Below are 25,432 nucleotides of genomic sequence, written 5' to 3'. Positions count from 1 at the left end.
ATGAAGCGTTGCATACGCACTGGCGTACCGACATTCAGGGCGGGAGGCTGAGGTGGGACTTTCCGCATACGGGGTCATCGTGTTTCTCGCTGGCCTCCTGGCGCTGAACGCGTCGTATCGATGGGCGGTTTACGGACTGGTGGTGCTCAGCCTGCTCGCGTGCGCGGTTGCGCTCGTGCTGCCTGGCGGCGTTGGCATCATGCCGGCCAATCTGTTCATGGTGTTCTTCGCGATCCGCGCTTTCAACCTCGGCGGCGGCAAGATGCTGTGCGAGTCGATTTCCATCGGCAAGCCGGGGTTCTGGTTGCTGTGCACGTGCGCGTGGGGCGTGTTCGGTGCGATCGTGCTGCCGCGCGCGCTGGCCGGCTCGACGCTCGTGTTCACCATCGACCGCAATGCCGATCCCAACTCGGCAGGGCTGCTGCAGGCGCTCGGGCCGGTCTCGGGGAATCTCTCACAGGCGGTCTACTGTGTGGGGGATCTCGTGGTGTTCTGCTCCATGTACGTATTTCTACGCTGCCGCGGAGCCTATGATGTGCTCGCGAAGGCGGTGCTCGCGCTCACGGCGCTCGACGTGCTCGCGGCCGCGGTGGACATCGCCTCGCATCTGGCGGGCGTCGATGCGCTCGCATTCGTGAAGACAGCCGACTTTGCCTATTTCAACGGCTCGGAACTCGGCGGCCTGCTGCGTATCAGCGGGACGTTCAGCGAGGCCTCGGCATTCGCGTATTTCACGCTCCAGCTCTTCGCCGTCTGCGTCAATCTCTGGCTCGTGGGTTATCGGCCGAAGACGTCGGGCGCACTTGCCGCAGCCAGCGGCGCGCTGCTGCTGCTTTCGACCTCGGGCAGCGCCTATGTGGGTCTCGCAGGTTATCTGATGGTGCTGCTCGTGAGCCGGCCCGGACGCATCTCGCGCACGGCCAACGCGCGCAAGGCGCGCATGTGGGCGCTCATGGCGTGCCTCGGCGTGCTGTTGGCGTTATACATCGTGCTGTTCATGCCGGGGGTGGCGAGAGCGCTAGGCGATTTTATCGACGCGACGGTGCTCAGCAAGGCAGACAGCGATTCGGGCGTCGAGCGTTCGAGTTTCAACGCCCAGGCGTTCACGAATTTCCTCGACACCTACGGCATTGGGGTGGGGCTTGGCAGTGTGCGGGTGTCGAGCTTCGTGATGGTGGTACTTGCCTGTCTTGGCGTGGTCGGTACGCTTTGCTACACGATCTTTCTCGCGAAGAGCACGCTGACGCCGATTCCCCGCGACTATCCGCTCACCGAGCGCGCCGTGTGTTACGCCTCCCGGCATGGCATGTACGCGGCGCTCATCGTGGCGTCGGTGTCGGCCTCGATCTTCGATCTGGGCGTGTGCTTCTACGTGCTCGCGGCGGCGGCGGGCGGGTTGAGCGCGCGGGCATGGCGCCGCGCGCCGGAGCCGGAGCGCGCCCGCGTGGCGGCGGCGAGGTCGAACGCGGGGAAGGTTCATGCCGATGCGCCTTTCGAAGTGCAGGCGCGGCTGGGCCGGTATCCGGACTCCGTCTGATCATTCGAGCGGCTGCGTTAGCGACGCGCGCGCAGCTTTCTTCCAAGGCCAAGGCCGCCCAGCATCATGCTCGCTCCGAGCGATGGCATCGCACGAACCACACTCGCCTCGGGCCAGTAGGAAATGAGGGGGGCGTCGCCCCGATCCCGCAGCTTTGACCACCATGCACGTGCGTCGAGCGATAGCGGGGGCGCGACTTCTTCAAAGACGCGATGTAGCTGATCGCTGGCGTGCGGGAAGGAACCCAGTGCATTCGCCTCACCGCGAGACGGCGAACCCACCACCATTCGGGTCACGGTTGCGGCACCTTGCGAGAGACCGTCGAGGCAGTCCAGGAGGTTCAGGCCAGCCTCGGTCAGCACGGCCAGCACGTCGTCGACATAGGCATTGACCACGTCGTGCTGAATCTTCAGGCCCCATGCCGTTGCCTCCGGATTATCCGCCGTGAGGAGCTTCGGCACGACGGTGCCGTCGTTCGTTCGCTCGTAGCCGGTTGTCGTGCCGTGATCGGCGGCGCAAAGCGCTTCGAACATCGAGCCGCGGACGTAAGGCCTGATCGGCGCGGCCACCGACGCACCCAGGAAGTCGTCCAGGCTGCCGCAGTTCGCGGGGCGATGGTAAAGCCCGAAATAGAAGCCGGACAACCGATCGTTGAATCCGGCGTCGCCACTGCGCGCCACCTGCGCGAGCGAGCGCTGCAGATTGCCGCGCCATCCGATATCGACCAGGCCGACGTTGCCGGCACAGCAGAATCCTTTCTGCCGCAGATAGTCGAGGAGCAATTCCCGCGCCGACGCGGCGGTCGCGTCGATCAACTGCGTAAGCTCTGCGTCGCACCGTATGCCGGCGAGTATCGCGTCCAGTTCGAGCGCGTTCATCGGCGCTCGTGGCGAGTGGATATCGTGGCGCTGCAGAAAGCGGACAACGGCCGGGTGCGCGACGTCGATGCCGAATTTCCTGAGGACGTCGGCCAGCGATTGACCCGGCCGGAAGCCGAAGCTGGTCAAATCGTCGGCAGCCACACTGGAGAGCGCGGGCAAATGCAGCGATTGCCTGGATACGTACAGGTAGTCGAGCGTGACCGGAAGGTGGTAAGCCCTGGCGATCTTCCTCGCCATGGAAAGGAGAATCTGGCCGTCACGCGCCAGGAAAAACAGCCTCTCGATCTGCTTGCGTTCCGCCTGTTTCAGAATCCAGACAACGAACGTCAGGAGCAGCGGCGCCGTAAAGCCAGCCGATACCTCCGCGAGAGATTGCTCGTGCGGCGCGCGGCAGCCCACGCGCAGACGCGCCGTGCGCGCGCTTCCCGAGAGCGCGGAGCGGAGCAGGGGTGGTTCGATCCGGTCATTGCCGAGTGCTCGTTCAAGGCGAGTGGGCGACGCCTTGAAAAACGGTGCGGCGCGTCCGCGGGACAACCAGACCTGGAACAGATCCGAGAAGACATTGTCGCCGACATGTAAATGCCTTTTGCTTGCCCCTTTTGCTACCGCGAAGAGCGAGCTCGTCCGCTTCGTTTGGCCGCTCTCGCACGATATGTACAGATCGGCCGGTTTGACGTGCACGCCGCAGCGTTGCAGCATCGCATCGAGGTCGGGCCGGGAGAGATAGATATCGGAGATGATCGCCGTCCGTCCCTGGGTGGCGCAGGCATTGAAGGCCTCGACCATCGCTGCGATGGGCCGTGACAGGAGCTTTTCGAGGCCGACCTCGATTTCCTGCGCCGTCTCCAGGAGCGCCGCGGATAAGTCTGCCGATGCCGCGATCTCCCCGTAAATCTGGAGCAGCGTCACTTCGTGCTCGACAGCCGACTTGCGCGCCCGGCTCTCTGCGCTCTGCCGGATCTTCAGCCATTCCTCCGGCTCGACGGGCGAATCGAAGCTCGCTTTCAGCTTGTATCCGCACAGCAGGAACAAATCGGCAGGCCGCTGCAGAGGCCGCGTAATCAGTGTGTCGAACGCGTCGAAGGAAATCAGTTCGTTATGCTCTGCAACGCGGTACGTCATTAGATCGTGCAAACGAGGCATCGGGGCAAAGAGCTTTCGCACGTTGCCCGACACGAATCGATGACTGATCACCCGTTCGAAGACCAGGTTGAGCGCGTTCATGACTATCTTCCTGCTTCTCGGGTCCGGGAGCGCTTTGGCGGCGCGCCCGGTTGCATTTCGGGAGAGGTCATTGTTTTCGCCCGGCCCGGCCATGTCTGTGGGCGGCCCAACGCTCCCGGTGACGGACGGGAACGCGACCGGCAACTCGTCAAACGAATCGCTTGCGTATCAACATGCCCGCGATCTTGCGCGGGGCGAGCAGGGTGAGGATGCTCCAGCCGGACACGAGGATGCGGAAGGTCGGCTGCTCGAAGTTCGAGCGAAAGGGCAGGACGACGGCGTCGAAAAGCGCGCGTAACCGGCTGTCGCGGGCAAGCGGATGCTGCTCCGGCGTCAGGCGCAACGAAGCGATCCTGAGCTGCAGCAGGTGCGGCCCCCGAAACAGCGCGGCTTGCGGTGGCGGCGAGGTGCCGATCATCTCGCACGCTTTGCATGCCGCCGCATGTCGTTTGAGCGCGCGCGCGACTTCCCTGCGGAAGTTCGAGTCCTTTGCGCCCATGGCGCTGTCGTTGCCGCCATGCATCCGGTACAGCACGAGCGGGCTGGCAATGGTTTCGACGTCGCCGATGTACGGTGCCATGGCGATGCAGGTGGAGTCGGTAAACGAATCGTGGCTCTCGTCCAGCGGAAAGATCTGATCGAGAAAGCGACGGGACCAGGCGTTCCCCGAGCCTGGCGGAGACGGATATTCCGATGTCGCATAGGCCCAGCGGCGAATGGTCTGCGGCGATAACGCCGCGGGAATCTTCGGGATGACGTTTCGTATGGGACGCCTTAGGGCATCCACGCGTTGCATCTGCACCTGGACCTTGCTCAGTCCCGGTCGCCAGGCGGCGGCAATGGCTCGCAAGGCGTGCGGGCGCAATATGTCATCGGCGTCGAGAAAAATGATCACGTCGCCCGTGCTGTGCTGGAATCCCACGTTATTGGCGTCGCGCTGGCCGCCGTTTTCCTTGAATACGGCGATGATCTTGTCGCCGAACGACCGGATGATCGCGGCGGAGTGGTCCGTCGATCCGTCGTCCACGACGATCACTTCGACTTGCGGCCAGTCCTGCGTCAGCGCGCTTTCAATCGCCTCGCCGACGAAGCGCTCGTAGTTGTAGTTGGCGATGACGATCGAAAACGATAGGTTGGTCATCCTGACGGCGGGCGCCTGCCTTGCCGACTCCAGCGGCCGGGATGGCGCGGGTCGCGTGCCAGAGGGTCTCGTGCGCGCGGGCAACCCCATACCCTCGTGTTCGCGTATGCGCGATAGCGTCATGGCCACCCCCTTACGATTCACCCTGCCGTTCCCATTGTTTGACGGGGCCAGTCTCGCGGTCCACCGGCCCCCGACAAAACGTCGATACCCAAACAATACGAATGGCTTACATTTTTGTCTGTGGGCGCGCGCACATAGCGGGCCGCTGCGGAACCGGTCCCTTCGCGCCTCGGGCCGACGCGAACGCTCAGCGCGTCGCCGCTTCGGCCATGGGTGCGGGTTGTCTTGCCGCGCCGCGCGTTTTCGCGAGACGTCTGCGCGTCCACCGGATCGCGGGGCGCTCGATGCAATGCCATGAGGCGAATGCGCAGGCGAAGATGACCGGTCCGGCGATCAGCAACGAGATGAGGGGATCCAGATTCGGCCAGAGGTGCGCAACGCATTGCTGGATCGGGAATCCATAGACATAGATCCCGAACGAATAATCGCTGCGCGGTACGAAGCGGTGCAGCAACGGCGTCGTGCCGAACCACAGCACGCCATACGCAAACGCCAGGTAGAAAACCGGCTGCGCCAGCGGCGTGCCGCGCAGGGCAAGATAGGCGGCGAACAGGGTCGCAGCCGCCCAGCCGTTGATATTCACGCTTTTGCGAAAGGCATAGAGCAGCATGCCCGCCATGAATACGGGTTCCGGGAAGAAGGCATAGCCGCCGGGCTTTTTGTCGAGATGGCGCAGCGTGATGTAGACATGCGGGTCCAGATGCGGGTGCACGAGAAACGGCACCATGCCGATGAGGATGGCGAGCATCATGCCGCGGCGCGTCTTGAGCAAGCCCATCATGCCGGTGACGAGCACGACGAAGTAGTATCGCACCTCGATGGGCAGCGTCCAGAGGGGCGCGCAGATCGAGTAGAGGTCATGCTCGAAGACACCTGCAACCGCAATGTGCTTGCCGAGCACGATCGTGGAGAAGGTGTCGAGATTGCTCCACGTGGTGCCCGACGTGAAGTACTGGCGCAACGGCAGCGTAGTGAAGAACGGGCCAATGACGAACATGACGAAGAGGGCGCCCACGGCAACGGCGGGCCAGATTCGCGATATGCGCAACACAAGAAAACGCGGCGCCGAACGCTGCCGGTCGAAGCTGGCGGTCACGAGCATGCCGCTTAGCAGAAAGAACGCAAACACGCCCAGGCTGCCGGAATAGTCGAAGCCGAGGAATGCCGTGACGAGGTCGACGCGGCCGTCGGGTTGCTGAAGCACGAATGAGTGGCCGTAGACGACCGCCACGGCGGCGAGCAGGCGGACCAGATCGAAGTTGTTGCGCTCGCGTTCGAGCGCGGTCGACAGAAGGGGCATAAGGCTGGCTCCGGGAGGCGTGCGGGCTGCGGAGCGCGCGGGCGAAGAGCGGCGCGCCGCCGCCGCTGGCGACAGGCTGGATCTCATTGTCCGCGCGATCGGCGCCATCGGACTGTGCGCTCAACCACGGTGGCGCGTCGGAGCGCCTGCTTTAATGGTCTTGTCCGAGGCATGACGCACGCCGCCCGTAGCCGGATGCGCGCGATGCGTGCGTTTGCGTGAGGTGGGCAACAGTCCGCATTCACCGCGCCGATACCATGTGGCAGGCAACCAGCACAGTGCGCCCTGCGGCGCGTCGTATTCGCGCGCACCGGCCGTTGGTGAGACCCGCAGCCACACGGACATTCGGGATGAGACCACAGTGAGCGCTACATCACGCAAGCCCGCACAGGGCTATCGGCCGGACATCGATGGATTGCGCGCGGTCGCGGTCGTTTCGGTCGTCATCTTTCATGCCTGCCCTCGCGCGCTGACGGGCGGCTTCGTCGGCGTGGATATTTTCTTCGCCATCTCCGGCTACCTGATTTCCCAGCACATCATCGAGACGCTCGATCAGGGGCGCTTCAGCCTCGTCGACTTCTACGTGCGGCGCATCAAGCGTATCTATCCGGCACTCGTCGTCGTGCTGGTCGCCAGCCTCTCGGCGGGCCTCGCGCTGATGGCGTCCGGCGAGCTCGCGCGTCTCGCGCGCGACGCGCTGGCCAGTGTCGCGTTCGTGGCGAACATCTATTTTTATATGACCGAGGACTACTTCTCGCAGGGCGCTTCGTCCAGCGTGCTCCTGCATCTGTGGTCGCTTGGCGTCGAGGAGCAGTACTACATCGTCTGGCCGGTCGCGCTGTATGGGCTCTGGAGATTCACGAGCCGGCGCGTGGCGACGCTCGTCATCGCCGCGGCCATTCTGCTCTCGCTTGCCAGCAGCATCTGGCTGAGCGGGACCCACGCGACCGCGGCGTTCTATCTGCCGGTCACGCGTTTCTGGGAGCTGCTGTTCGGCTCCACGCTGGCGTGGACGGAATTTCTACGCACGCGCGGGCCTGCTTCGGGCGAATACCGGGCGACGCAAGCGAGCGGCACGAGGCAGGCGCTGCACGACTTCGTCTCGTTCGCGGGGCTCGCGCTCGTCGTCGCGAGCCTCGTGCTGTTCGATCCGAAAACGCTGTTTCCAGGCTGGCGTGCAGCGTTGCCGGCGGGGGGCGCCACGCTTATCATCGCCGCCGGGCCGGCGGCCTGGCTCAATCGCCGCGTGCTTTCGCTCAAACCGTTTGCTTATATCGGGCTGATCAGCTATCCGCTCTATCTCTGGCACTGGCCGATACTGGCCTTCCTCCGCCTCCTGAGCGGCGGTGCGCCGACAACCCCGATGCTGGTCGCCGCCATCGGGGCTGCCGTCGTACTGTCTTGCATGACGTTCAGCTTCGTCGAAGCGCCCGCGCGATTCAGCCGTCAGGCGCGGCGCTATCCGGCGCGCGTCGCCACCGGGCTCTTCGTGGCGATGATGGGTGTCGGATTATCCAGCTATGCCATTTCGCGCGACAACGGCTTCCCCGACCGCTTTCCCGACGCGAACTTCGGCGGGCATCAGGAGGGCTGGGCATTCACGCGTGAATGCAAGAAAACTTTCCCCAGATCCGACTTCTGCATGATGCCCGAGTCCAACGGCCGTCCTGTCGTGGCGCTGCTCGGCGACAGCCACGCCAATCACTACTACGAAGGGCTTCAGTCGGCGCTCTCGGCCTCCGGCACGGGGATCCTCGCGGTCGGCAGCGGCAATTGTCCGCCGTTCTACGGTATCGACATTCACCTGGGGGGCTATGTCAAACATTGCGCGGCGCTGTTCGACGATGTGCTCGATTACGTGACGAAGTCGCCCGATATCCATTCGGTGATTCTGTCGAGCTACGCGATCTCGTCGATCAAGGGAGGCTTCGACTACGACGAGGGCAGCTATATCCGGCTCGTGCCTGCCGGCCAACATGCCGGCGGGCAGGACGGCGAGTCCAATCTGGACGTTTACCTCGCGGGGCTCGCGCAGACCTTGCGCAAGCTCACCGCGGCCGGCAAGAACGTGGTGTTCGTGCTCGACACGCCCGAGCTCGATTTCGATCCGGACACCTGCGTGCGTCGCCCCGTGCAAATCTCGATACGCTCGTCGTGCTCGGTCTCGCGCGCGAAGGTCGAGCGCAGGCTGGCGGGCACCCAGGCGCGCATCCTCGCGGTGCTGGAGCAATTCCCCGGCGTGAAGGTGTTCAATCCCATGCCGCTCCTGTGCGACGCGCGGAGCTGCTATGCGCGGCAGGGAGGCGAGTTCCTGTACGCCGACCGGGACCATCTTTCTTCGGACGGCTCGCGTTATATCGGCAGGTGGCTCGTGCTGGATATCAACGGGCGGAGCGGGACCTGACGTCCCCGGTCGCCATTCCGGCGCCGATCCGTCCGCCGCGCGGGATCCGAGGGTTTCCCCGGGGCGCCGAAGGGCGCCCGCGCGGCACTATGCCGATTTCGTCATCCTGACGCATAAAAGCCCCCAAGCCGCCGGTGCCGCGCGTAGCCATACTTGTTTTCATCGCTGATCCAGTCGGCACAACCTTGCAACACACGAGGCGGCTCGTCGCGAGCCGCGACGCTATTCGCCGTTCGTGTGGCGTTTGCTGTTGCGGAGGAATGCCACACGCCGCGAGCGTGTTATGAACGATAAGGCGGCGTCCATGAACAACGTGAAAGTGTGAGGAAATAGACCCGATGAACCATTCCGAATATCGTCTGCCGTTGCGCGCGAGCGCCATGGCCACCGCCATTGCCGCGCTCGCCTGCACTGCCGCTGCACTGGGCAGCACCGCGGCCTTCGCTCAGACCGACGACGTCAAGATCGGTTTCGCCGCGCCGCTCACCGGCGGCCAGGCGCATTACGGCGCCGACTTCAAGAGCGGCGTGGAGCTGGCGATCGAGGACATGAACGCGACCCATCCGGTGATCGGCGGCAAGCCGGTGCACTTCGTGCTCGATGCGCAGGATGACCAGGCGGACCCCCGGACCGGCACGACGGTTGCGCAAAAGCTCGTGGACGATGGCGTGGTCGCGGTGATCGGACACTACAACTCGGGCACCAGCATCCCGGCTGCGCCGATTTATGCGAGAGCGGGCATTCCCGAAATTGCCATGGCCACGGCGCCCACCTATACGCGCCTCGGCCTGCCCACCACTTTCCGCCTGCTGACTTCCGACACGCAACTGGGCAGCGTCCTTGGCGAGTACGCCGCGAAAGATCTCAAGTTCAAGCGCTTCGCGATCGTCGACGACCGCACCGCCTACGGGCAGGGCGTGGCGGAGGAGTTCACGAAGGCCGTGAAGGCGGCAGGCGCCACCGTGGTCGATCAGGACTATACGAACGACAAGGCCGTGGACTTCCGCGCGATCCTTACGAAGATCAAGGCGTCGGATGTCGACGCGGTGTTCTACGGCGGCGCCGATACGCAGGCTGCGCCGATGCTCAAGCAGATGCGCTCGCTTGCCATCAAGGCGCCGCTGATCGGCCCGGACATGGTGCAGTCCGACAACCTGATCAAGATCGCGGGCGCGGCGTCCGAGGGCACGCTGGCCGCTTCGGAGGGCAGCCCGCTTGCCCAGATGCCGAGCGGCAAGGAATTTTCGGATCACTACATGAAGCGCTTTAACCAGCCGGTGGAACTGTACGCGCCTTATGCCTACGACGGCACGATGGCGGTGTTCAACGCGATGAAGAAAGCGAACTCGACCGATCCGCACGTCTATCTCGCCGCGCTGAAGGCCACGAACATGAAGGGCGTGACCACTAACGAGCTGGCCTACGATCAGTATGGAGACCTGAAGTATGGTGGCGTAACGGTGTACAAGGTCGTCGACGGCAAGTGGGTGCCGTCGCAGACCGTGGGCACGAAGTAAGCCATACGAAACACGCGTTGAAAATCCCGATCCCGGGCAAATCCCGCAATCGGGAATTTTTATAAACGTCTTGCCTGGGAGCGCGAGACACTCAATCCGGTTGCAGAGTCTCCAGGGGGGCACCTCTGGAGACCTTTGGGCTAGGAGACTTGCGGACATACTCAGTCGTACGCATCGTTCGATGCTTTCAAACTCAACTCGCTCCGATTATTCACCGCCTTTGCCATGCCGGCGCTCACCGTGAGCGGTTGTGTCCTGATTCCCGGCGCACCGTCGCTGTCTGGAGCATTGACGAGGCATAACGCAACGAACAGCACCCAACCGGCGGACACTCCGCCGGCCAGCGCTCCCGTGGCTGCAAGCAGCGTTACATCCTCTACCCAGGGGTGACGTCTGGTTCAGCGGGACCGTTCGTGACTGAAGACTTCCGGCCGGAAGCAAAGAGGGACTTACCTGTAACGCGCGGTCGGAGGAAAAAGGAAGCGGGGAGAGACGGGGCCTCTCCGCCGCCTCGAACGCCACTGCTGAGGAACGGGGCGGAATGCCGCTGTGGCTCACACGGCGGCACGGGGCGGGGACTAGTGAACGACGACGACACCGCGCGCCCAGTACCCGGTATGCACGGTGACGGCCGGGTAGTACGGAGCGGCATAAACAGGCCGGACGGCTACGGGCACCGGTGCGACGATGACCGGAGGAGGGGGAACCACCACCGGAGCCGCGGCGACGACGACCGGTGCAGCCGGGATGATTACGGGGGCGTAAGTCGGTACGACCGGCACGACGGGTGCGACTGGAACCGTGATGCCAATGGCCACGCCGGCCATTGCGGACTGCGCCAGCAGCGCGAATGCCAGCCCATTTGCAGAGGCGATCAGATAACGCAGTTTCATCGCAGATCCTTGGTGAGGCAGGGTTGAAAGACCGACGGGTGCCGGCCACGAATGCAAGCGTAATCGGCGTGCCAATGAAAATCTGTTCTGAAAATATGTCATCGCGTTTCGACCTTTCTTCGCCTTCTCCCGGTGCGCTCTAATGTTCGCCGACATCGTTTGACATGAATTGCTAACAGCTATTGCCCTCGCGTTTTTCTACATTGGCGGCGTTGATTCGTCTTTTCCGCAAGAGGGCATTCATGAGAAACGTTGTTCCGGCTACGGCGTCGGTACTGCTGGCGCTACTCTGCCAGGGTGCCGATGCGCATCTCGTGCGTTACGGCTCGTGCGGCGGCAACGCCTGTACGCATAGCGGCGGTGTCGTGGGGCCGTACGGAGGTCTCGCGACGAATCACGGCACGGTCACGCGTACGGCCCCGGGGCAATTCACGAATGCGGGCACTGCGACCGGTCCTGACGGCGGTCGCTACACGCACAGCGGATCGACCAGTTGTGCAGGCGGAACCTGCACGCACGACGGCAGCGTGACCGGTCCCAATGGCCACACGGTCAGCACGTCGGATAGCGTGACGAGAACCGGGCCGGGGCAGTTCTCGTCTTCGGGGACCCTCAGCGGACCGAACGGAACTTACTCGCATTCGGGTTCGACCCGTTGCGCGGGCGGTGTCTGTACGCGGACGGCGAGCGTCACGGGTCCGGCGGGCGAAACCGTCTCTCATACGACGACGGCCGTGCATGTGGCGCCGGGAGTCGTGGCGACATCGGGCAGCGTGACCGGTCCGCATGGCGGCACGGTCACCACCGGCGGCGTAGTCATAACGGGAGCCCCCCACGTTGCGGTCGTCGCTCCGGCGCCCGGCGTCGCCGTGGCAGCGCCTCCGCCGGCCGCGGTCGTTGCGGTCGTGCCTCCGGTGGTTGCTGCGCCGTCTGCCGTGATGGTGCCGGCTGCTGCGCCAGTGGCCGTTGCCGTCGCTCCAGCGCCCGTCGTGGTCGCGCCGGCGCCTATGGTGGTGGTTCCGCCACGCGTCTGGGTAGGGGCCCATTGGGTCGGTAACGTCTGGGTGCCTGGCCACTGGTCCTGACCAACGCTGCGTGCTTCGAGCGTCCTTCCCTCCCGCTACCCATCCGCTTGATCGCCCATGTCCGAATTTTTTCCCGATCTCACGTCGCCGAACGGCCGCGCAGGCCGTAGTCACCGAAGCGTAGTGTCTCTTACGCTCATCGTATGCACATGGGTGTACGGGACTTGTGCCTTTGCGCAGTCCTCGCCAGACGGCAGCATAGGTCTCGATATCACGGCGTTGCCGCGCTATCAGGGGGCAACCGCTTATCGTGTGTTGCCATTACCCGTCATTGCGCTCTCGAGCCAGACGGCTTCGGGGATGCGGTTCTTTGCCGAGGGGCTCGACGGCGGGGTGGCCTGGCCGATCGGTACACATCTGAGCGCCGGTCCGCTCATCGGTGTCGGTCTAGGTCGTGACCAGGACTACGCAACGATCCTCAACGGAACGGGCAATATCGACGATTCGCTCGTGTATGGCGCGTTCGTTCGCTGGGAAATGGGCCGGATGGCCGTGAACCTGAAGTTCCTTCAGTCGGCGCACGCCGGCTACGGCAATCACGCGACGCTGGGCGTGTCTTACGTTGCGCTCGAGATGCCGCAGGACAAGGTGACGGTTTCGGCCGATACGGTCTGGTCGAACGGCCCGGCCGAGCAGACCTACTTTGGCATCGACAGCGAGCAGTCGATCGATAGTGCCGCACATCTGCCGGTGTATTCACCGTCGGCGGGATTTTCGCGCGTCGATCTGAAGGTCGCGCTCGATCATCGCCTCGACGCGCGCTGGTCGCTGCGCGCTGCCGCCGGTGTCGGCACGTTGGTCGGCGACGCGGCCGCCAGTCCGATCGTCGAGCGGCGGGCAAGCGTCTTCGGTTCCCTCGGGCTCGCGTACCGGTTTTAGGACTACGCGGGCACTCACTCCTCGCAACGACTGTTTCTGCACATCATGAATATTTTCCGTCCGGGCTACCTTGTGCTCCTGGTTTGCACGCTGCTTGCCCTTTGCGCTTGCGCGGTGGTGCCGCCCAGCTACCCGACCGTATCTGCGCTCCCCGCTCCGGGGAAGACACTCAACGCATTCCAGCAAGACGATTTTAGTTGTCGCACGTACGCGTCTCAGCTTGTGAACCCGATGGCTTCGAGTCATTCAACGGCGCAATCGGGCGCGGCGGCGCCCGTGCTCGGTACCGCCGGCGGCGCGGCTGCGGGCGCCCTGATCGGCGCGGGAGCGGGTAACGCAGGTGCGGGTGCCGCAATAGGCGCGGGCGTCGGTCTCCTGCTGGGTTCGGCTGCGGGTGCGAACCAGCGCGGACAGACGGAAGCCGCATTGCAGCGGCAGTATGACAACGCCTACGCCCAGTGCATTACTGCGAAGGGCGACACGATCGTCATGCCGCCCGCGCCCGTCGTTGTGGCGCCACCCGTCGTATATACGCGTCCGGTGTACTACTACTACGCGCCTTATTGAAATGTTCGATGTCTACGGCACCATTTCGGACTACCTGGCGTTGGCATTCCAAGTGATGCCTGGCACCCGAACGGTCGTCCCGTGCTTACCGGTTTCCCAGGCATGGCTCACACACTCAGATCTGCTTTTGTCGTTTCGTCTGTATTGATCGGCCTGTCGTTGGTCGAGGCCGTCGTGCTTTCCTGGCGGGCGCGTCGCGGAGGTGCGCTGTTCGCATGGTACGAGATGGGGATTTCGCTCGTCGACATGGCGGGGCGCCGCGTCATTGACCGCCTGCCGCTCTCGTTCGCTGCGCCGGTTTTCGCCCTTGCCTGGCAGTACCGGATCTACACCGTTCCGCTGCACGGCATACCGACGTTGTTGCTGGTGTTCGTCGGGCAGGAGTTTTTTTACTACTGGTATCACCGCGCGGCACATCGTATCCGGTTCTTCTGGGCCTCGCATGCGGTCCATCATTCGCCGAACCAGTTGACGCTGTCCACGGCTTACCGTCTCGGCTGGACCGGCAAGCTGACGGGAAGCGGGCTTTTCTTCACCCCGCTCATCTGGCTGGGTGTGAATCCCCATGTCGTCCTGGCGTCGTTGTCCATCAATCTGCTCTACCAGTTCTGGATTCACAACACCTGGATTCCACGGCTTGGCTGGCTGGAGTACGTTTTCAATACGCCATCCGCACATCGTGTCCACCATGCGTCGAATGTCGAGTACCTCGATGCCAACTATGGCGGTGCGCTGATTATTTTCGATCGTCTGTTCGGCACGTATGTGGCCGAGCGCGACGAGCTTCCCTGTCGCTACGGTCTCGTCACGCCTACGCGATCGCAGAATCCGTTCGTCGTGGAATTCGGGCACTGGGCAAGTCTCGCTCGCGACCTGACTGCCGCGCGGAACCTGGCCACGGTGTTGGGACACTTGTTTCGTCCGCCAGGCTGGCGCGCGGACGGTGATGGCGAGACGACGGAGGAACTGCGAAGTCGGGCGGCGTTGCTGCGGCGCCAGCGCGCCGCCGGGGAATAGGGACGGCAAGTGCTGAATTCCCGACGGTACCCGGTGCCGTCAATTTTCCCGTTACACGATTGCCATGTCCGCGTCGGCCGGCCTCCGATGTTTACGCTTCATTTCCGGACGACGGGCGGCACCGGCCGGCACTGGGGCGTGACATAGGCTGACATTTATTTTTACACATTCGAAACCTGTATTGCAGCGGGTTTTCTTACACTCGTTTTCCAGACGAGTTTCAAGCAGCCAGCTTGTCTTTTTCATGGAGAGAAAAATGAAACGTACCTGTCTGATTCTGATCGCTGCCTTGGCAACTTCGACGGCTTATGCGCAAGGCGCAGCGTTGCAAAAGCTCCAGGCCCGATTCGATGCGGCCGACACGAACCACGACGGCAAGCTGACGCTGGCGGAAGCGCAGGCCGGCATGCCGAGAGTGGCGAAGAATTTCGACCAGATCGACGCGGACCACAAGGGTTACGTGACGCTGGACGACATCGAGCGCTACGCGGCGCAGCATCGCCAGTAAGCGTGCCCTGTGCGCAACAATGGTTTTGCCCGTCGATAGGGGAGGACCGCAGATCGCCATGTTGACTACCATTCCGGCTCCCGGCGACAGGCGGGCTGCCCGCATCATCGTACTGGACGACGAAGCGGAAATCCGCAACATGTTGCAGCGCTATCTGGCGGCGCACGGCTTTGACGTGCGTACGGCGAAGAACAGCCAGCAGATGGACATGTTTCTCGAGCGCGAGCCGTACGACCTGCTGATTCTCGACATCATGATGCCGGGCGAAGACGGCTTCTCCGTTTGCCGTCGCCTGCGGGCGCAAGGACAGATCATTCCCATTCTCATGCTCACGGCGCGCGGCGAGCCAGTCGATCGCGTGGTCGGACTCGAGCATGGCGCCGACGATTACCTGGCGAAGCCCTTCCTGCCGAGCGAGTTGCTCGCGCGCATTCGCGCCATATTGCGCCGTCAGGAACTGGCGCTGAAAAGGCGCGTTTCGCGGGATGGCATCCGGTTCGACGACGAAGCGGTCAGACTGAAATTCGGCGACTTCCACCTTGATCTGCTGCTTCATGAGCTGACGGCCCATGACGGACAGGAGGTCGAACTTGGTCAGGCGGAACTGCGTCTGCTCTGCGCGCTCGCGCAGACGCCCAACCGGCCAGTGAGCCGGCTGAATCTGATCGAACGCTCGCATGGCCGCGACTACGACGCGAATGCGCGCAGCGTCGACGTGCAGGTTCTGCGCCTGCGGCAGATCATCGAAGCGGATGCTTCGAAGCCTCGCTTTATTCGTACCGTTTGGGGTGTGGGATACATGCTGATGGCAGAGCTCGAAGGATGACCCGCTTATTGCCCGCTTCGCTGCTCGGACGCAACCTCGTGCTGCTCGTGCTGGTTGTCATCACGAGCCAGGTTTCGACGTTCCTGTCGATCTTCATTTTTGTCCAGAAACCGCGCATAGACGAAGCGGCTTCGCTGGTCGCCTCGCAAACCGCCATGATGGAGCGTTTGCTGGTGGCCTTGCCTGAGCCTGAGCGGAGCCGGGAGCTGACGGCGATGAACGGCGGCGTTTCGGGTACGCCCCCGGTCGATACGCACAGATTGCTGCCACATGCTTATACGGTCCGCCGATTTCTTCGCGTGTTGAGCGAGCGTCTTCCTCCCGGGGCGCAGGCGTATGGGGAAGCTGGCGGCCAACATCGCTTCTGGGTGCGCCTCGTGATCGACGGCCGGTACTACTGGGTCGCATTGCCCGTGGCCGCGGCGATCGGGCAGTCGCTGTCGCTCGGTGCGATGGGTATCGCGCTGACACTCGCCATGCTGCCCGCGCTCGGCGCGTGGTTGATCCAGCGTCACACGGCCGGCCCACTGCGACGACTCGCGAATGCTGCCGCGACGATCGAGCGCGGCAGCTGGCCGGAGCCCGTTCCCGCGAAAGGGCCCACGGAGCTGGCGAGAGTGGCCGAGGCCTTCAACCGGATGGTGGAAGCGCTTGCCGGCGTGGAGGCAACGCGCACGGAAATGCTGGCCGGCATTTCGCACGATATCCGCACGCCGTTGACGAAGTTGCGTATGGCGATTACCGCACCGGAGTCGTTCGATGCGCCGCTCGCGAACGCGGAGCGCTTCGTCTCCGAGATCGATACGATCGTCGCCCAGTTCATCGATTTCGCCCGCGGCTGGGATGACGAGCCGCGCGTGCCGGGTGATCTCAATGCCCTGGTGGAACAGCTTGCCGCTGATTACGCGGGGCTCGGGCACGTGTTTGAGCTCGATCTGGCGCCGTTGCCGGAGATTCCTTATCGCGCCGTCGGCATGCAACGGCTACTGATGAACCTGATGCACAACGCGGTGGTTCACGGAAAAGTTGGATTGGCAGTCCGAACATACTGCGATGGAGGATGCGTCGTGCTCGTCGTCGAGGACGCTGGACCGGGTGTCCCCGAGGAGTTGCTGACGGTAATCCGGCAACCGTTCAGGCGCGTGGAGAGCGCTGACCGGGCTGCGGGTACCGGACTGGGTCTTGCGATCGCGGAGAGGATCGCGCGGCAACATCATGGCAAGCTCGAACTTTCAATCCGGCCGGAAGGTGGATTGGCTGCGGAAGTCCGTCTTCCATGCTTCTAGGTGGCGAGCAAGGCTACAGCCGGGAGGGGGGCCTACTGCGGCCGCATCCGCACGAAGTCCGCGGCGGGTCGCCCGACCCAGTGGGTCAAGCGCATGAACATCGCCATTTCCATCCGCCGCGGAACAGGTGAATTGATCGATCAATTCGCATAGTCGGTGCAATAATTTTGTTTGTCAGGCCCGTCGAGTTTCCCTAACCTTGTCCGCACCATATCGACAGGCGGGCCGACGCGAAGCATGGAAAACGACATTGCGCACGACTGGGTCGACCGCATCGAAACCCGGACTGAGTGCGTCGATCACTTTCGCGCATCGGCGGCGGCGGCGACGCTGGCCGACGACGCACCTCGCGCAGGCGGCCCGTTGCCGCCGCTTTGGCACTGGATGTACTGCGTGACGCCAGCGCTTGCCCGCGAACTCGGAGAGGATGGTCACTCCACGCGCGGTATCTTCCCGCCGCCGGCCGACCTGCCGCGCCGCATGTGGGCCGGCGGCCGCCTGACGCTTCATGCGCCTTTGCGCGTTGGCGATACGTTGACACGCGCGTCGTCGGTCGCGGGCATACGCGAGACGGCCGGGCGCTCGGGCAGACTCCTGTTCGTCACGCTGCGTCACCGGTACAGCCGCGGCGCCGAACTGCTTGTCGACGAAGAGCAGGATCTGGTCTATCGCGGTCCGGCTGCGAGCGGCGGCGGCGTGCCCGTGCCCGGCAAGCCCGCGCGGGGCGACGCCCGGTGGGAGCGGAGCATGCGGCCCGATCCGGCGCTGCTGTTCCGCTATTCCGCCCTGACCTTCAACTCACATCGCATTCACTACGATCGCGACTACGCGATGCATGCCGAGGGGCACGCGGGTCTCGTCGTGCAGGGTCCGCTGCTCGCCACGTTGCTCGCGCATCTGGCCGTCAGCGCGACGGGCCGCCGCCTTGCGAGCTTTTCGTTTCGCGGCGTTCGCCCGCTTGCCGGCCCTCACGCTTTCTCGCTGTGCGGGGCGCCGTGCGCGGACGGCGCGGCAGCGGATCTCTGGACCCGCGACGCGCAAGGCTGCGTGACCATGGAAGCGCACGCGGCTTTCGGGGAGAAATTGTGAGCTACGATTTCTTGCGCGGCGTGCGCGTGATCGAAAGCTCGGCGTTCATCGCGGCGCCGCTCGCGGGGCTCACGTTGGCCCAGTTCGGCGCGGAGGTGATACGCGTCGACATGATCGGCGGCGGCATCGACTACAACCGCATGCCGGTCGCGCCGTCCGGGCGCAGCCTCTACTGGACCGGCCTGAACAAGGGCAAGAAGTCCATCGCGATCGACCTGCGCAGCGCCGCGGGCCGCGAACTCGTCCAGCGTCTCGCCACCGCACCCGGCCCGGAGGGCGGCATATTGCTGACCAATATCGGCGTGCCGTGGCTCGATCACGCGCTCCTCGCCGCGCGGCGCGCGGACATGATCACCTGCACGATCGAAGGCAATTTCGACGGCTCCACGGCCGTCGATTACACGGTCAATTGCGCGAGCGGCTATCCGTTCGTCACAGGCGCGGGCGACGCGCCCGTCAACAACCCGTTTCCCGCCTGGGATGCGTGCTGCGCCTACCAGGCGGCGATGGCGATCGCGTGCGCGGTGATGTCGCGCCGGCAGACGGGGGCGGGCACGCAGTTGCGGCTCGCATTGTCGGACGTCGCGTTTTCGATGCTGTCGCATCTGGGCGTGATGACGGAAGTGGAAGTACTCGGCACGCAGCGCGAAGCGATCGGCAATCACATATATGGCGCGTTCGGCCGCGATTTCGTCACGCGCGACGGCCGGAGGCTGATGATCGCGGGCATCTCAGCCGGGCAGTGGCGCGCGCTCGTCGACGCATGCGGACTCGCGCGCGAGTTCGCGGAACTGGAGACGCGCGTCGGCGGCGACTTCGCCCGCGAGGCGGACCGTTACGCGGCACGCAACGCGATCGCTGCCGTGTTCGAGCCGTGGTTCGCGACGCGCTCATACGACGAGATCGCCACGCTTTTCGATGCTCGCCGCGTGTGTTGGGGACCCTACCGCAGCGTTCGCGAACTGCTTGCGGACGATCTCCGCGTAGGCGGGTCGAATCCGCTCTACGAGCGCGTGAGCACGGCCGGCATCGGCACGCACTGGGCGGCCGGTACGCCGGTACGCGCGCCGGACCGGCTGCGCGGCGCGCAGCGGCCGGCAGCGATGCTCGGCGAACATACCGACGAGGTGCTCGCCGGAGTGCTTGGCCTCGATGCGTCCGCGCGTTCGCAGCTGCATGAGGCCTGCGTGGTGGCCGGCCCCGAGGCCGATCCCACCGTGTGCGTCTGAGCGTTCCATCTCCGAAGGCTTGCCATGACGAATCCCGTTGATCTGCGCTCCTGCCTGTTCGTGCCGGCTACCCATCCCGAACGCTTCGGCAAGGCGCTGCGCAGCGGCGCGGATGGCGTCATCGTCGACCTGGAGGATGCCGTTGCGCCGTCTGCGAAAGCCGAGGCGCGCGAGGCGGTGCGCGCATGGACCGACGCCGGCGCGCGCGCGCTCGTGCGAGTCAATGCGCCCGGCAGCGCGTGGTTCGACGACGACATGGCGCTATGCGACCGGCCCGGCGTGCTCGGCATCGTGTTGCCGAAAGTCGGCGAGCCGGACGATCTGGCGCAGGCGTCGAACCGCTTGCGCGAGCCCAGGCCATTTTTCCCGCTGATCGAGTCGGCGTCCGGCATGGCGAACGTCGAGCGGATCGCGGCATGGCCCGGCGTCGCGCGGCTGATGTTCGGCACCGTCGATTTCGCCGCCGACCTCGACCTGCAGGGCGACGAGGAAGCGCTCTTGTACTTTCGTTCGCGGCTCGTGCTGGCCTCGCGCGTGGCGGGTATCGGTGCGCCGCTCGATGGTCCGTCGCTCGAATTTCGCGACGCTCACGCCATGCGGCGGGCGAGCGAACACGCGCGCCGCCTCGGTTTTGGCGGCAAGCTGTGCATTCACCCGGCGCAGGTGCCGGTGGTCAATCGCGCCTTCACGCCGGGAGAAGAGGAGTGCGCTTGGGCCGAGCGGATTGTCGAGGGCGCTCGCCACGGTGACGGGGTGTTCACGGTTGACGGACAGATGGTCGACGCGCCAGTGATCGCGCGCGCGCAGCGGATCCTTGCGCGCGCGAGGCGCGGCGAGGCATCGGGCCGCCGGGACGACGCGGCTCTCCGATAGGGATCGATAGAGAGGACGGTGTCAGACATGGCCGGAGCAAGCATTGAGATGCCGCGCGCGGGGGCTCACGGACGCGCGTTGCTGGCGGGCAGGACGGCGCTCATTACGGGCGCGAGCGAAGGCATCGGCGCGGCGATCGCGCTTGCGTTTGCCCGCGAGGGGGCGGATCTCGTGCTGGTTGCGCGCACGGCCGCGAAACTCGAACTGCTTGCCCGGCGCGCTCGCGCGGCTGGCGCCGGGCGCCTGAACATCGCTCCCGCCGACGTCACGTGCAGCGACGCCATGCGCGCGATCATCGGCGGTCTGGATGCGCTCGACATCGTCGTCAACAATGCGGGCACCAATTTTCCGGGTCCGTTCGTCGACGTGTCCGAGGCGGAGCTCGACGTGATGCTGGGACTCAATGTCCGTTCGTATTTCGTCGTCGCGCAGGCCGCGGTGAGGCGCATGCTCGCGGCGGGTCCGCGCGCGACGGATGCGTGCGTGATCAACGTGAGCTCGCAGATGGGACACGTGGGCGCGCCGCTGCGCGGTCCTTACTGCATGACCAAGCATGCGGTGGAAGGGCTGACGAAAGCGATGGCGGTGGAACTGGCGCCACAGCGGATTCGCGTGAACAGCATCGCGCCGACCTTTATCGATACGCCGCTGATTCGCCGTATCGTCGATACGTCCGCGAAGCAGCGCGAGATGGTGGAGAAGATTCCGCTCGGCCGCCTCGGGCAGATCGAAGACGTGGCGGGCGCGGCCATCTATCTGGCGTCGCCGGCGGCGGCGATGACGACCGGCACCTGCATCCGCGTGGACGGCGGATGGACAGCACAATGAGCCCTCGCGCCGAACGGCCCGATTGATCGGCCAAATTGCAGAATGGCTCACATTATTGCGCTGGTCAGGCCGGCACGGCGCCCGTAAAGTAGCGTCACAACATAAGGTAGCCCGCATCGCGGCCTGCCATGAGGAGCGAGACACACCAGATGGACACGACGCAATACGATTACGTCATCGTGGGCGCGGGTTCCGCGGGCTGCGTGCTGGCGAACCGGTTGTCAAAGGACGCGCGCACCCGCGTGCTGCTGCTCGAAGCGGGGCCGCCCGACAACAAGCTCTGGATCAGAATTCCAGCCGGCATGACGCGCCTCATTTCCGACCCCGGCGTGAACTGGCGCTATACGACGAGCAGCGAGCCGGGATTGAATGGCCGCATGCTGGCGTGTCCGCGCGGCAAGACGCTCGGCGGATCGAGCTCGATTAATGGTCTTGTCTACATGCGCGGACATCCGGACGACTACAACCATTGGCGCGACCTGGGCAATCGCGGCTGGGGGTGGGACGACGTGTTGCCGTTCTATCGGCGCAGCGAGTGCTACGAAGGCGGCAGCACCGCTTATCACGGCGCCGATGGCGAACTGAGCGTCGAGAACCTGAAGGCGCCGCATGTCGCGTCGCGGGCATTCGTCGAGGCAGGCCGAGGGATCGGCGTGCCGCTCAATACGGACTTCGGCGGCGAGACGCACGAAGGCATCGGTTATCTGCAACTCAATCTGCGCCAGGGCGCGCGCGAGTCCGCATCGAGCGCATTTCTCGCGCCCGCGAGGCGTCGCCCGAATCTCGACGTGCGTGTCAACGCGCACGTGCTGAAGGTGCTCATGCAGGGGCGCGTCGCGACGGGTGTCGTGTATCGGCAGGCAGGCGTCGAACATCGGGCGCTTGCGCGGGAGGTGATCCTTTCGGGTGGTGCGATCAATTCGCCGCAGTTGCTGATGTTGTCGGGAATTGGTCCGGCGCAGCAACTGCGTTCGTTCGGGATCGACGTCGTGCACGACCTGCCGGGTGTCGGCGAAAACCTGCACGATCACACCTATGTGCATTATCTTGCGCAGGTGTCGCCGGAGTTTTCGATCAACCGGAAGATTTCGTCGAACCTGCGCGTGCTGCCGCACGTGCTGCGTTACGTGCTGACCCGCAGCGGGCTGCTGACCAGCGCGGCCGCGCAGGTCGGCGCGTATCTGCGCTCGCGGCCCGACCTGACGAGGCCCGATCTGCAGTTGCAGTTCCGGCCTTTCAGCATTCTCGTGCGCAAGGACGGCCGCATTACGGCCGAGAACGTTCCGGCCGTGACCGCGTCGTGCAGTCAGAGCAGGCCGAGATCGCGTGGTCGGCTCTCGCTCGCAGCCGCCGATCCGTTCGCCTCGCCGCAAATTCTGTTCAACTATCTGACCGACAGCGAGGATTGCCGCGTGCTGATGTCCGGCGTGCGCTGGATGCGCCGGATGTTCGCCGCGCCGCCTTTCGTGGAGCACGTTGTGAAGGAGACGGTGCCCGGGCCCGGCGTGGGCTCGGACGACGAGCTGCTTGCGTACCTGCGCGCCAACGCGCAGCCGATGTATCACCCGGTGGGTAGCTGCAAGATGGGCTGCGACGGCATGGCGGTGGTGGATGCGCGTCTGCGCGTGCACGACGTCGGCAATCTGCGCGTGGTGGACGCTTCCGTGATGCCGGCCATCACCTCGGGCAATACCAACGCGCCGACTATCATGATCGCGGAAAAAGCGTCGCAGATGATCCTGGAAGACGCGCGCAACTGAGCGACGGCGCCGCAGCGCCGTTTTTGGGCAGTCGAATCTTCATATCGATAAGGAGAGCAAATCATGTTCGTGGAAGAACGCATTTATACGGTCCAGCCCGGCAAGGCGCCCGATTTCCTCAAGCTGTACGAGGAGGAGGGCATGGTGATTCAGGCGAGGCATTTGCCGTATATGGTGGGTTACTACTCGTCGGAAATCGGCACGTTGAACCTGATCGTTCATCTGTGGGCCTTCGACGACATCAATCAGCGCGTGAAGCTGCGCGAGCAGATGGTTGCCGACCCGGACTGGCAGGACTATCTGAAAAAGCTGATGCCGCTGATCGTCGACCAGCAGTCGCGAATCCTGAAGCCGGCACCGTTCTTCGTTCCGCGCCTGCAGATGCTGGTGGACGCGAGCAAAGCCGCGCGCGCGCAAACGGCAGCCTGACCACGCGGCCACGTCCAACGGGAAACCTCATGAATACGCTGAACGGCAAGATTGCGCTCGTGACTGGCTCGACGAGCGGCATCGGGCTTGGTATCGCCCGCTGCCTGGCGCTGGCAGGCGCGGACCTGATGATCCACGGTTTCGGCGATGCGTTGAAGATCGACGCGCAGTGCCGGGAACTCGCGGAACTGTCCGGCGGGCGCGTCGTGCATGGCGCGGCTGACGTGACGAAACCGGCTGAAGTGCGCGCGTTGGTGCAGCAGTGCACGGAGCGTCTCGGTGCCGTCGACATCCTCGTGAACAACGCGGGCATTCAATATACCTGTCCGATCGACGAGTTCCCGGAGGACCGCTGGGACGCGATCATCGCCACCAATCTCTCGTCGAACTTTCATGCGATCAAGGCCGTGTTGCCGCAAATGCGCGCGCGCGACTGGGGACGCATCGTCAACATCGCGTCTGCGCATGCGCTCGTCGCCTCGGTGACGAAGTCGGCCTATGCCGCGGCGAAACATGGCGTGATCGGCCTGACAAAGGTTGTCGCGCTGGAGACGGCGAAGAGCGGCGTGACATGCAATGCAATCTGCCCGGGGATGATCCTGACGCCGCTCGTCCAGAAGCAGATCGACGACTGGGCCGAACGCGACGGCATTACGAAACAGCAGGCCCAGGCGCTGATGATCGCCGAGAAGATCCCGACCGGTCAGTTCCAGACCGCGGAGCAGATCGGCGCGCTGGTGGTGTTCCTCTGCTCGGAGCCGGCTGGCCAGATTCGCGGCGCGGCCATGCCGGTGGATGGCGGGTGGACGGTCCAATAGCCTGGGGTCCGCCGTCGGTCATCCAGTCGTCATTCGGCGCGTGCGCGTCCGTTCGACCGCCGCGGCATCGCCACCGTATAGTCGAGATCGAGCACGACCGCCGGATGCCAGCCCATCGCGCCGTTGTCGTGCCGGATCCTGGCGTTGCGCACTTCGGCGGGTGCGAGATTCTTCACCCCGACAAGACGCAGCCGCAATGCGCCGACATCGGCGCGGCCCGGCAATTTCCACTTGTCGAGCACCTCCGAATACGCATAGAGCGTGTCGCCGCCGACAGTGGGCGCGACGTGCGTGCCGCCGTTGATGGCCAGCATGCCGAGCACGTTTTCTAGCCCGTCGTAGGCGAGCGAACGGCAAACCGACATCGCATGGCCGCCATACACGAGCCGCCGGCCGGTCGGCGCGCGCTGCATGGCGAGCGCGTCGAAGTGCGGCCGTGCGTTGTTCTGATAGAGGCGCGTGGCCATCATGTGCTCGGCTTCCTCGATCGTCGCGCCGCCGGGATGATCGATCCGTTCGCCGATTGTGTAGTCATCCCAAACGTCGGCGGACCCCGTGGCTTCGCGCAGATCCTCGAGTGCCTCGGTCGAGCGCAGGCGTGCCTGCACCACCAGCTGGCCGGGCGCAACATGATCCTGCAGGTCGGGCACATGCTGTTCGCGCGTCGTTGCGCCCGGCGACGACTTGTGAACCATCACCCAGCGCACCCAGCTCAATACCGCGTGGCTGTCTTCCCGGTAACACGTGGAGCGCACGTAGACAATGCCGCTGCGGCCGTTCGAATTCTCCCTCAGGCCGATCACGACGCTTTCGCAATGCAGCGTGCTGCCGGCGAACACCGGGCTCAGGAAGCGTGCTTCCGCGTAGCCGAGGTTCGCGACCGCGTTGAGCGAGACTTCGGGAACCGTCTTGCCGAAGGCCATGTTGAACAGCAGCAGATCGTCGATGGGCCGGCTTTCGAAGCCCAGCTCGCGCGCGACCATCACCGACGAATGGGTCACGTGGCGGCTGCCCGTAAGTGCTATGTAGACCGAAGCGTCGCCGTCGGTGACGGTGCGCGGCGTGCCGTGGCGGATGACCTGGCCGAGACGGAAATCCTCGAAGAATCGGCCCGGGCGATGCTTGGCGGCGGAAGTGCCTTTGTTCGTCATATCGTCGAATGGCTCGTGGGGACGCAAGGTTTCTTCCGGCCCACTTTAATAGGTCTGCCATCCGGCT

22 protein-coding genes are annotated in these 25,432 nt (G+C 64.5%); 17 read left to right on the top strand and 5 right to left on the bottom strand.

The window, feature by feature from the left end; all coding sequences use genetic code 11:
* Nucleotides 1–52: 52 nt before the first annotated feature.
* The gene (locus WJ542_RS00245) at nucleotides 53–1,537 is read left to right on the top strand and encodes a hypothetical protein (RefSeq protein ID WP_411186795.1); all 1,485 of its coding nucleotides are present in this window, start codon (nucleotides 53–55) and stop codon (nucleotides 1,535–1,537) included.
* Between the two features lie 17 nt (nucleotides 1,538–1,554).
* On the opposite strand, the gene WJ542_RS00240 is transcribed toward WJ542_RS00245, so the two are convergent.
* The 3 genes from WJ542_RS00240 to WJ542_RS00230 form a co-directional block, all read right to left on the bottom strand.
* Nucleotides 1,555–3,642 (bottom strand): haloacid dehalogenase, encoded by a 2,088-nt coding sequence (locus WJ542_RS00240; RefSeq protein WP_411186793.1) that lies wholly within the window; start codon nucleotides 3,640–3,642, stop codon nucleotides 1,555–1,557.
* A gap of 148 nt (nucleotides 3,643–3,790) precedes the next feature.
* Nucleotides 3,791–4,783, bottom strand: coding sequence for a glycosyltransferase family 2 protein (locus WJ542_RS00235; RefSeq protein ID WP_411186791.1), 993 nt, complete (start codon nucleotides 4,781–4,783; stop codon nucleotides 3,791–3,793).
* 310 nt (nucleotides 4,784–5,093) lie between these two features.
* The gene (locus tag WJ542_RS00230; protein WP_411186789.1) at nucleotides 5,094–6,206 is read right to left on the bottom strand and encodes an acyltransferase family protein; all 1,113 of its coding nucleotides are present in this window, start codon (nucleotides 6,204–6,206) and stop codon (nucleotides 5,094–5,096) included.
* A gap of 361 nt (nucleotides 6,207–6,567) precedes the next feature.
* On the opposite strand from WJ542_RS00230, the gene WJ542_RS00225 reads away from it, so the two are divergent.
* Both WJ542_RS00225 and WJ542_RS00220 read left to right on the top strand, forming a co-directional pair.
* A complete protein-coding gene (locus tag WJ542_RS00225; protein ID WP_411186787.1) occupies nucleotides 6,568–8,610 on the top strand; it encodes an acyltransferase family protein in 2,043 nt (680 codons plus the stop codon).
* A gap of 380 nt (nucleotides 8,611–8,990) precedes the next feature.
* On the top strand, nucleotides 8,991–10,127 hold the full coding sequence (locus tag WJ542_RS00220) for a branched-chain amino acid ABC transporter substrate-binding protein (protein ID WP_411190431.1): 1,137 nt from the start codon (nucleotides 8,991–8,993) through the stop codon (nucleotides 10,125–10,127).
* A 578-nt stretch (nucleotides 10,128–10,705) separates the two neighbouring features.
* On the opposite strand, the gene WJ542_RS00215 is transcribed toward WJ542_RS00220, so the two are convergent.
* A complete protein-coding gene (locus tag WJ542_RS00215) occupies nucleotides 10,706–11,020 on the bottom strand; it encodes a hypothetical protein (protein ID WP_411186785.1) in 315 nt (104 codons plus the stop codon).
* Nucleotides 11,021–11,262: 242 nt separating this feature from the next.
* On the opposite strand from WJ542_RS00215, the gene WJ542_RS00210 reads away from it, so the two are divergent.
* From WJ542_RS00210 to WJ542_RS00145, 14 genes are all read left to right on the top strand, one after another.
* A complete protein-coding gene (locus tag WJ542_RS00210; protein ID WP_411186783.1) occupies nucleotides 11,263–12,105 on the top strand; it encodes a heme utilization protein in 843 nt (280 codons plus the stop codon).
* A 57-nt stretch (nucleotides 12,106–12,162) separates the two neighbouring features.
* Nucleotides 12,163–12,984 carry a MipA/OmpV family protein gene (locus WJ542_RS00205; RefSeq protein WP_411186781.1) on the top strand — a complete coding sequence of 274 codons (822 nt, stop codon included), beginning with the start codon at nucleotides 12,163–12,165 and terminating at the stop codon, nucleotides 12,982–12,984.
* A gap of 231 nt (nucleotides 12,985–13,215) precedes the next feature.
* The gene (locus WJ542_RS00200; RefSeq protein WP_411186779.1) at nucleotides 13,216–13,551 is read left to right on the top strand and encodes a glycine zipper domain-containing protein; all 336 of its coding nucleotides are present in this window, start codon (nucleotides 13,216–13,218) and stop codon (nucleotides 13,549–13,551) included.
* Between the two features lie 102 nt (nucleotides 13,552–13,653).
* The gene (locus WJ542_RS00195) at nucleotides 13,654–14,568 is read left to right on the top strand and encodes a sterol desaturase family protein (RefSeq protein ID WP_411186777.1); all 915 of its coding nucleotides are present in this window, start codon (nucleotides 13,654–13,656) and stop codon (nucleotides 14,566–14,568) included.
* Nucleotides 14,569–14,824: 256 nt separating this feature from the next.
* Nucleotides 14,825–15,076: an EF-hand domain-containing protein gene (locus tag WJ542_RS00190; RefSeq protein WP_411186775.1), complete on the top strand. Its 252-nt coding sequence runs from the start codon at nucleotides 14,825–14,827 to the stop codon at nucleotides 15,074–15,076.
* 58 nt (nucleotides 15,077–15,134) lie between these two features.
* Complete coding sequence (locus WJ542_RS00185; RefSeq protein ID WP_411186773.1) at nucleotides 15,135–15,902, top strand: response regulator; 768 nt, start codon at nucleotides 15,135–15,137, stop codon at nucleotides 15,900–15,902.
* Nucleotides 15,903–15,910: 8 nt separating this feature from the next.
* Nucleotides 15,911–17,188: an ATP-binding protein gene (locus tag WJ542_RS00180; protein WP_411186771.1), complete on the top strand. Its 1,278-nt coding sequence runs from the start codon at nucleotides 15,911–15,913 to the stop codon at nucleotides 17,186–17,188.
* 237 nt (nucleotides 17,189–17,425) lie between these two features.
* Nucleotides 17,426–18,277: an HTD2 family dehydratase gene (locus tag WJ542_RS00175; RefSeq protein WP_411186769.1), complete on the top strand. Its 852-nt coding sequence runs from the start codon at nucleotides 17,426–17,428 to the stop codon at nucleotides 18,275–18,277.
* On the top strand, nucleotides 18,274–19,506 hold the full coding sequence (locus WJ542_RS00170; protein ID WP_411186767.1) for a CoA transferase: 1,233 nt from the start codon (nucleotides 18,274–18,276) through the stop codon (nucleotides 19,504–19,506). Before WJ542_RS00175 ends, WJ542_RS00170 begins: the two co-directional genes overlap by 4 nt.
* A 24-nt stretch (nucleotides 19,507–19,530) precedes the next feature.
* Nucleotides 19,531–20,379 (top strand): HpcH/HpaI aldolase/citrate lyase family protein, encoded by an 849-nt coding sequence (locus WJ542_RS00165; protein ID WP_411186766.1) that lies wholly within the window; start codon nucleotides 19,531–19,533, stop codon nucleotides 20,377–20,379.
* Nucleotides 20,380–20,406: 27 nt separating this feature from the next.
* Complete coding sequence (locus WJ542_RS00160) at nucleotides 20,407–21,207, top strand: SDR family NAD(P)-dependent oxidoreductase (RefSeq protein WP_411186764.1); 801 nt, start codon at nucleotides 20,407–20,409, stop codon at nucleotides 21,205–21,207.
* 149 nt (nucleotides 21,208–21,356) lie between these two features.
* Complete coding sequence (locus WJ542_RS00155) at nucleotides 21,357–22,967, top strand: GMC family oxidoreductase (RefSeq protein ID WP_411186762.1); 1,611 nt, start codon at nucleotides 21,357–21,359, stop codon at nucleotides 22,965–22,967.
* Between the two features lie 63 nt (nucleotides 22,968–23,030).
* Nucleotides 23,031–23,396, top strand: a complete 366-nt coding sequence (locus tag WJ542_RS00150; protein WP_411186760.1) for an NIPSNAP family protein — start codon at nucleotides 23,031–23,033, stop codon at nucleotides 23,394–23,396.
* A 29-nt stretch (nucleotides 23,397–23,425) separates the two neighbouring features.
* On the top strand, nucleotides 23,426–24,214 hold the full coding sequence (locus tag WJ542_RS00145) for a 3-hydroxybutyrate dehydrogenase (RefSeq protein WP_411186758.1): 789 nt from the start codon (nucleotides 23,426–23,428) through the stop codon (nucleotides 24,212–24,214).
* A gap of 29 nt (nucleotides 24,215–24,243) precedes the next feature.
* On the opposite strand, the gene WJ542_RS00140 is transcribed toward WJ542_RS00145, so the two are convergent.
* The gene (locus WJ542_RS00140; protein ID WP_411186756.1) at nucleotides 24,244–25,365 is read right to left on the bottom strand and encodes a MaoC family dehydratase; all 1,122 of its coding nucleotides are present in this window, start codon (nucleotides 25,363–25,365) and stop codon (nucleotides 24,244–24,246) included.
* Nucleotides 25,366–25,432: the final 67 nt, after the last annotated feature.

This window comes from Paraburkholderia yinzeri (assembly GCF_046581065.1).
GTDB lineage: Bacteria > Pseudomonadota > Gammaproteobacteria > Burkholderiales > Burkholderiaceae > Paraburkholderia.
The sequence above is the reverse complement of the archived record's forward strand: the minus strand, read 5'-3'. Positions and strand labels throughout refer to the sequence as shown.